This is a genomic window from Alteromonas sp. BZK5 (assembly GCF_014349115.1).
GTDB lineage: Bacteria > Pseudomonadota > Gammaproteobacteria > Enterobacterales > Alteromonadaceae > Alteromonas > Alteromonas macleodii.
On the sequence record NZ_JACSOE010000153.1, the window covers coordinates 1 to 4,442 of the forward strand.

Annotated in this window: 7 protein-coding genes; all 7 read left to right on the plus strand. The window is 40.3% G+C overall.

Translation table 11 applies throughout. The features are described from left to right. The first annotated feature begins 219 nt into the window (after window positions 1–219). Window positions 220–573, plus strand: a complete 354-nt coding sequence (locus tag BIZ39_RS20340) for a hypothetical protein (protein ID WP_131138440.1) — start codon at window positions 220–222, stop codon at window positions 571–573. A 117-nt stretch (window positions 574–690) separates the two neighbouring features. Continuing rightward, window positions 691–1,188, plus strand: coding sequence for a DUF3291 domain-containing protein (locus BIZ39_RS20345; RefSeq protein WP_187447902.1), 498 nt, complete (start codon window positions 691–693; stop codon window positions 1,186–1,188). 162 nt (window positions 1,189–1,350) lie between these two features. After that, window positions 1,351–1,620: a hypothetical protein gene (locus BIZ39_RS20350; protein ID WP_014949705.1), complete on the plus strand. Its 270-nt coding sequence runs from the start codon at window positions 1,351–1,353 to the stop codon at window positions 1,618–1,620. A 392-nt stretch (window positions 1,621–2,012) separates the two neighbouring features. Continuing rightward, window positions 2,013–2,867 (plus strand): acyl-CoA thioester hydrolase/BAAT C-terminal domain-containing protein, encoded by an 855-nt coding sequence (locus BIZ39_RS20355; protein WP_187447903.1) that lies wholly within the window; start codon window positions 2,013–2,015, stop codon window positions 2,865–2,867. Between the two features lie 26 nt (window positions 2,868–2,893). Continuing rightward, window positions 2,894–3,262, plus strand: a complete 369-nt coding sequence (locus BIZ39_RS20360) for an MmcQ/YjbR family DNA-binding protein (protein ID WP_156078441.1) — start codon at window positions 2,894–2,896, stop codon at window positions 3,260–3,262. Window positions 3,263–3,275: 13 nt separating this feature from the next. Then, a complete protein-coding gene (locus BIZ39_RS20365; protein WP_049588956.1) occupies window positions 3,276–3,653 on the plus strand; it encodes a DUF3703 domain-containing protein in 378 nt (125 codons plus the stop codon). Further along, a complete protein-coding gene (locus BIZ39_RS20370; RefSeq protein WP_262385821.1) occupies window positions 3,643–4,359 on the plus strand; it encodes a PhzF family phenazine biosynthesis protein in 717 nt (238 codons plus the stop codon). The genes BIZ39_RS20365 and BIZ39_RS20370 overlap by 11 nt, the downstream gene beginning before the upstream one ends. The last annotated feature ends 83 nt before the right edge of the window (window positions 4,360–4,442 follow it).

Consider the following 4,442-nt stretch of genomic DNA (forward strand, 5'->3'; position numbering starts at 1 on the left):
TATAGAATTGCATTGAGTCTTCTCCATTTTGGGTTTGGTCGCCTTCCAGCTTAGCCAATAAAATTGGTTAAGCTGGGGAGAAGGCTCAATAAGTATCAAGCCACTAAAGGCGCTCGCGCTGCTCGCTGGGACGCTAATACATGGGCTGCGTCTCTTCGTTCCTAATTTAAGCCCATTTGTTATCGCCCCATAGCTTAGTGTTAGCTACTAGAGGAAATTATGGAAGAATCGTTCTCTTTTTTAATGCAAAATCTATCTTTAATTCTATTGATTGCATTAGCGTCCAATTATTTTATCTTGCACTTCAGGAATCGAAACAGAGAACTTTTTGAGCTTATTGGAAACGAGGTACTGATTAATCGAACTAATAAGCTTCAGTTTACTCTAGCAAGCAAGAAAACTATTCCAATTGAGAGCGTTGTAAAAATTGAGGTTCACGGTAATAGATTAAGCCTCTTTCAAAACACCAGCAACGCAACTGATGTCTGGGTGCAACCTAAGCATCTAGAGAGTGAGATTGAAAAAGCAAAAAACGTGTTTAGCCATGCAGTTTTTTTAAACTGTGGTAGCTAACAACCCAATAAACTCACTCACTACCTTCACTGTGACGCATACACGCGGGGCGGCTTCGCCATTATGCTCAGCGCATATGCGCCTCTTAGCTTAATGTTAGAAGCTTCTGAGAAATCAATGGCTAAATCAGAAATAAGACGATTCTTAAAAGAGATCCGCACTAAGTTTCTCGCTCAATTGAATATTGGAAAAGTCAGGTTTAACTTGGAGTCCCCCGAAATGGCGGACTTTGTAAATAACTTAGACCCTATCAACGCCATTGCTGAACAAAGTCTAGGATTTATCTGGCGTTTGAAAGACGAATCAGGTGATGCCACTAATATAGAGGTAGAAAATAACCCAGATATCATTGTTAACATGTCTGTTTGGGAAAGCGTAGAGTCCCTTAAGAACTTCATGTTCAAGACGCATCACGTTGATTTCCTTAAGCGTAAAAAAGAGTGGTTTTTGCCCTTAAGCGAAGCATCTTATGTGCTTTGGTGGATACCGAAGGGTCATATTCCAACCCTTCAGGAAGCTATCACTAAATTAGACCATCTTCGGGAAAACGGAGAATCTCAGGATGCATTTAGTTTTAAAAGTAGTTACCCCAAGCCTGAATTGGAGAATCATTGATGTTTCCAAGATCAGAAGGCAAACTAGTAAGAAGCTCGAACTGGCCGTTGAAATACGTAAGCACGGATCCCGACACGTAGATTCTAATTTTCGCACACGAGTTTCACATCTTATATGGCTGCCGTGTTCTCTATTAGATAGTTTAATAAGAAAGGATATTTTATGAACTTATCGTTTTTACTTGTACTTTTTATCTCTTTTTTCACAATAAATATCCTACCTTGGGTTCTAGCACTTATATCTAAAAAGGCTTCTGGTAATAACAAGGTCATCTGGTTCTTGATGTCGTTTTTATTATCATGGCTGGGCTTTATTGTTTATTACTATCTTGTGATTAAGCCAGAATGGAAAGCTGAGTTAGAAAGAAAAAAATCAAAAAGAATACTCAGAAATGAAAATGGAATGCCTATTAAAATGTATGAGCAATCTTAAGGTTAAAATTGACACGCATTTTATCAACGCTTATATGTAGATGAACACTAGTGATAGCCTAAATCTATATTTTGAAAATTTACGAAGGAACGACAATGCCTATAAAAAAATGGACTTTACAATACCTAGTCGCATATCCCTTGCTGGCCACTATTTTTGCCAGTGTTCAATACTTTAAAGGCCAGTCTTTTTCCTACTCTCTTGAATTCGGGGTTACATGGGCTTTTATATCTATTTCTATATTTGCAGCTCGCCGCATTTACAATTTTAAAAAGCGGATCCATTGCGAAATATGCAACGATATACAAAATCATAAGACCATTGAATAATCGAGCGCGCTATTTCAGTTGAGTACTCAACCTTAATTTCATGTTAAAAAAACGGGTAAAAAAATGAAAACACAAACCTTACTTATCTATTTTTTCTTTTCCTTGCTAGTCTCTTTCTCGTGTGAAGCCTCTACGCGTTCGCTAAAAATAGAAGATGATGGTTTTGTTGCTACGTATTACTCTTCAGAGTCACAAGAACGTAAAGTTGGCGTTTTAGTGCTTGGAGGATCCGAAGGCGGCGTGCCAGAAAAGCTCGCTAGTCCAATCGTTGAAGCGGGATTCCCTACCCTAGCTTTAGCTTATTTTAAGGAAGAAGGCTTACCACCAGAGTTAGAGAGAATACCTCTTGAATATGTAATTCAGGCTATGTCGTGGTTAAAATCACAACCAGAAACCACGCCGGACGACATTATTGTAGTTGGCTGGTCGAAAGGCGCTGAACTGTCACTTCTTCTAGCGTCAAAAGAACCAAGTATTTCAAATGTGGTTGCTATTGCGCCTAGCTCTGTTGTTTGGGCAGGTATTTTGAAAGATTGGAGTAAAGTGCCTGGTTCCAGCTGGACTTACGACGGGCAAGACTTAGCGTTTGTTCCTTTCAACCCGTCGGGTGAAGTTAATGGTTTGCTAGATCTCTATACGCAATCTTTAGAAAATCGAGCAGACAACGGTAAAGCTAATATTCCTGTACAGAAAATCAGCGCCGATGTTGTGTTAATGACTGGCGAAAACGATGAAATTTGGCCCTCGCCTACTATGGCTGAAACAGTTTGTGAAAAAATGAATGCGCGCACTAAACATAAGTGTAAGCACATAAACTACCAAGGGGCAGACCACATGCTTAACTACGAGTTCTTAAAAGAGGGTAGCGATATGAACCAAACCTTTATTAAGATGCTTACTAATCACAATAACCACTAGTCAGCTTCTTCAATAAAAAGAATCATATGACCATTGATGAATTCAATCACTATTGCAAAGCACTCCCCCACACTACTCACGTCGTTCAGTGGGGGAGTTCAGAAGTATGGAAAGTAGGTGGTAAAGTCTTTGCTATAGGGAGCATTAGCAAGGACGGACACCCTGCTTTTACCTTTAAAACATCTGAGCAAAACTATTATTTTCTGGAAGAAAAGCCTGGCTATAGGCCTGCGCCCTATCTCGCTAGTCGTGGAATGAAATGGATACAACAGTACAATTGCGAGAGTGATGAAGATGAAGCGTTAAAATACTATTTAAGCGCATCTTATAAACTAGTATCGTTAGGGTTAACCAAGAAAATGCAAAAAGAGCTTGGTTTAAATCAACCTCAATAAAGGTGCTTACACCATGTTCAAAGCAAAAGGCTTTACGCGCAATATTCGCCCTTATGTAGAAGATGAGTTGGCATTAGCCCGCAATGAGCAAAATTACGGAAATAAGGCTGAAGCCTTCGCTCATTTGGAAAATGCCCACGTTCTTGGTCAAGCCTCTACAAGGCTACACGTTAAAGTACACGTTCAAATGCTTTTATGGGCAGTGAAACAAGGCAATATTGGTGAGTTTTTTGGTCAACTTTTCAGAATTGCGGGCGCTGCCACAAAAACTGTTTTTGGGCTAGTACCTCATGGAAATACAGGTGGCGCTAACGTTAGCCCATTTAAGGCAATGCCAATTAAACCAGACTTAAATACGATCATAAAAAAAGCGCGTTCGAATGAAAATTAAAATTAACGTTGTCGATGCATTTACTAATGTAAGGTTTAAGGGCAATCCTGCTGCAGTAGTTATAACGGGTAAATGGCTTAGCGATGAAAAAATGCAAGAAATCGCTGCTGAAAATAACCTTTCAGAAACCGCCTTTTTAGTTGAAGATGATAATGGCGTATTTGCTATACGTTGGTTTTCCCCCATGACGGAAATCGACTTCTGTGGCCACGCAACGCTGGCATCCGCGTTCGTAATCTTTAGCGAAAATTACCAATTACCGCATATTTCTCTATTCGCCAAGTCGGTTGGGATGATGAAAGTCGTTAAGAAAAACGACGGATTCATTCAAATGGACTTCCCCAATAGAATGCCTCACCCAGTCAACGATGTGCCTGAAGCGTTACTACAAGGGCTTTCTATCAAGCCCAAAAATATTTTAAAAAATAACCAAGCTTACTTTGCTGTTTATTCTGACGAAGACGACGTTTTAAGCGTAATTCAAGACAGCGAGCAGCTTAAATCACTCGCCCCCTATGATGTGGTAGTGACAGCGCCTGGTACGCAATTTGACTTCGTATCCCGTTACTTCTGGCCTGCGAACGGCGGTGATGAAGACCCGGTTACCGGTTCAATCCACACTGGGCTAGCGCCTTATTGGGCAAAAGTATTTGGACGATCAAAACTTATGGCTTATCAGGCATCTAAACGATGCGTATTTCGGTGAATCCGATCGGTCGTTTCGGTTTTATCCGATCACTTTTTCATCTTCTTTTTCGTCCCTGCCAGTTTTACCTTAAGTGATCGGAT

Coding starts and splice junctions, on each gene's coding strand:
- BIZ39_RS20360 (WP_156078441.1), top strand. CDS start 2,894: ATGACCATTGATGAATTCAATCACTATTGCAAAGCACTCCCCCACACT.
- BIZ39_RS20355 (WP_187447903.1), top strand. CDS start 2,013: ATGAAAACACAAACCTTACTTATCTATTTTTTCTTTTCCTTGCTAGTC.
- BIZ39_RS20345 (WP_187447902.1), top strand. CDS start 691: ATGGCTAAATCAGAAATAAGACGATTCTTAAAAGAGATCCGCACTAAG.
- BIZ39_RS20350 (WP_014949705.1), top strand. CDS start 1,351: ATGAACTTATCGTTTTTACTTGTACTTTTTATCTCTTTTTTCACAATA.
- BIZ39_RS20365 (WP_049588956.1), top strand. CDS start 3,276: ATGTTCAAAGCAAAAGGCTTTACGCGCAATATTCGCCCTTATGTAGAA.
- BIZ39_RS20370 (WP_262385821.1), top strand. CDS start 3,643: ATGAAAATTAAAATTAACGTTGTCGATGCATTTACTAATGTAAGGTTT.
- BIZ39_RS20340 (WP_131138440.1), top strand. CDS start 220: ATGGAAGAATCGTTCTCTTTTTTAATGCAAAATCTATCTTTAATTCTA.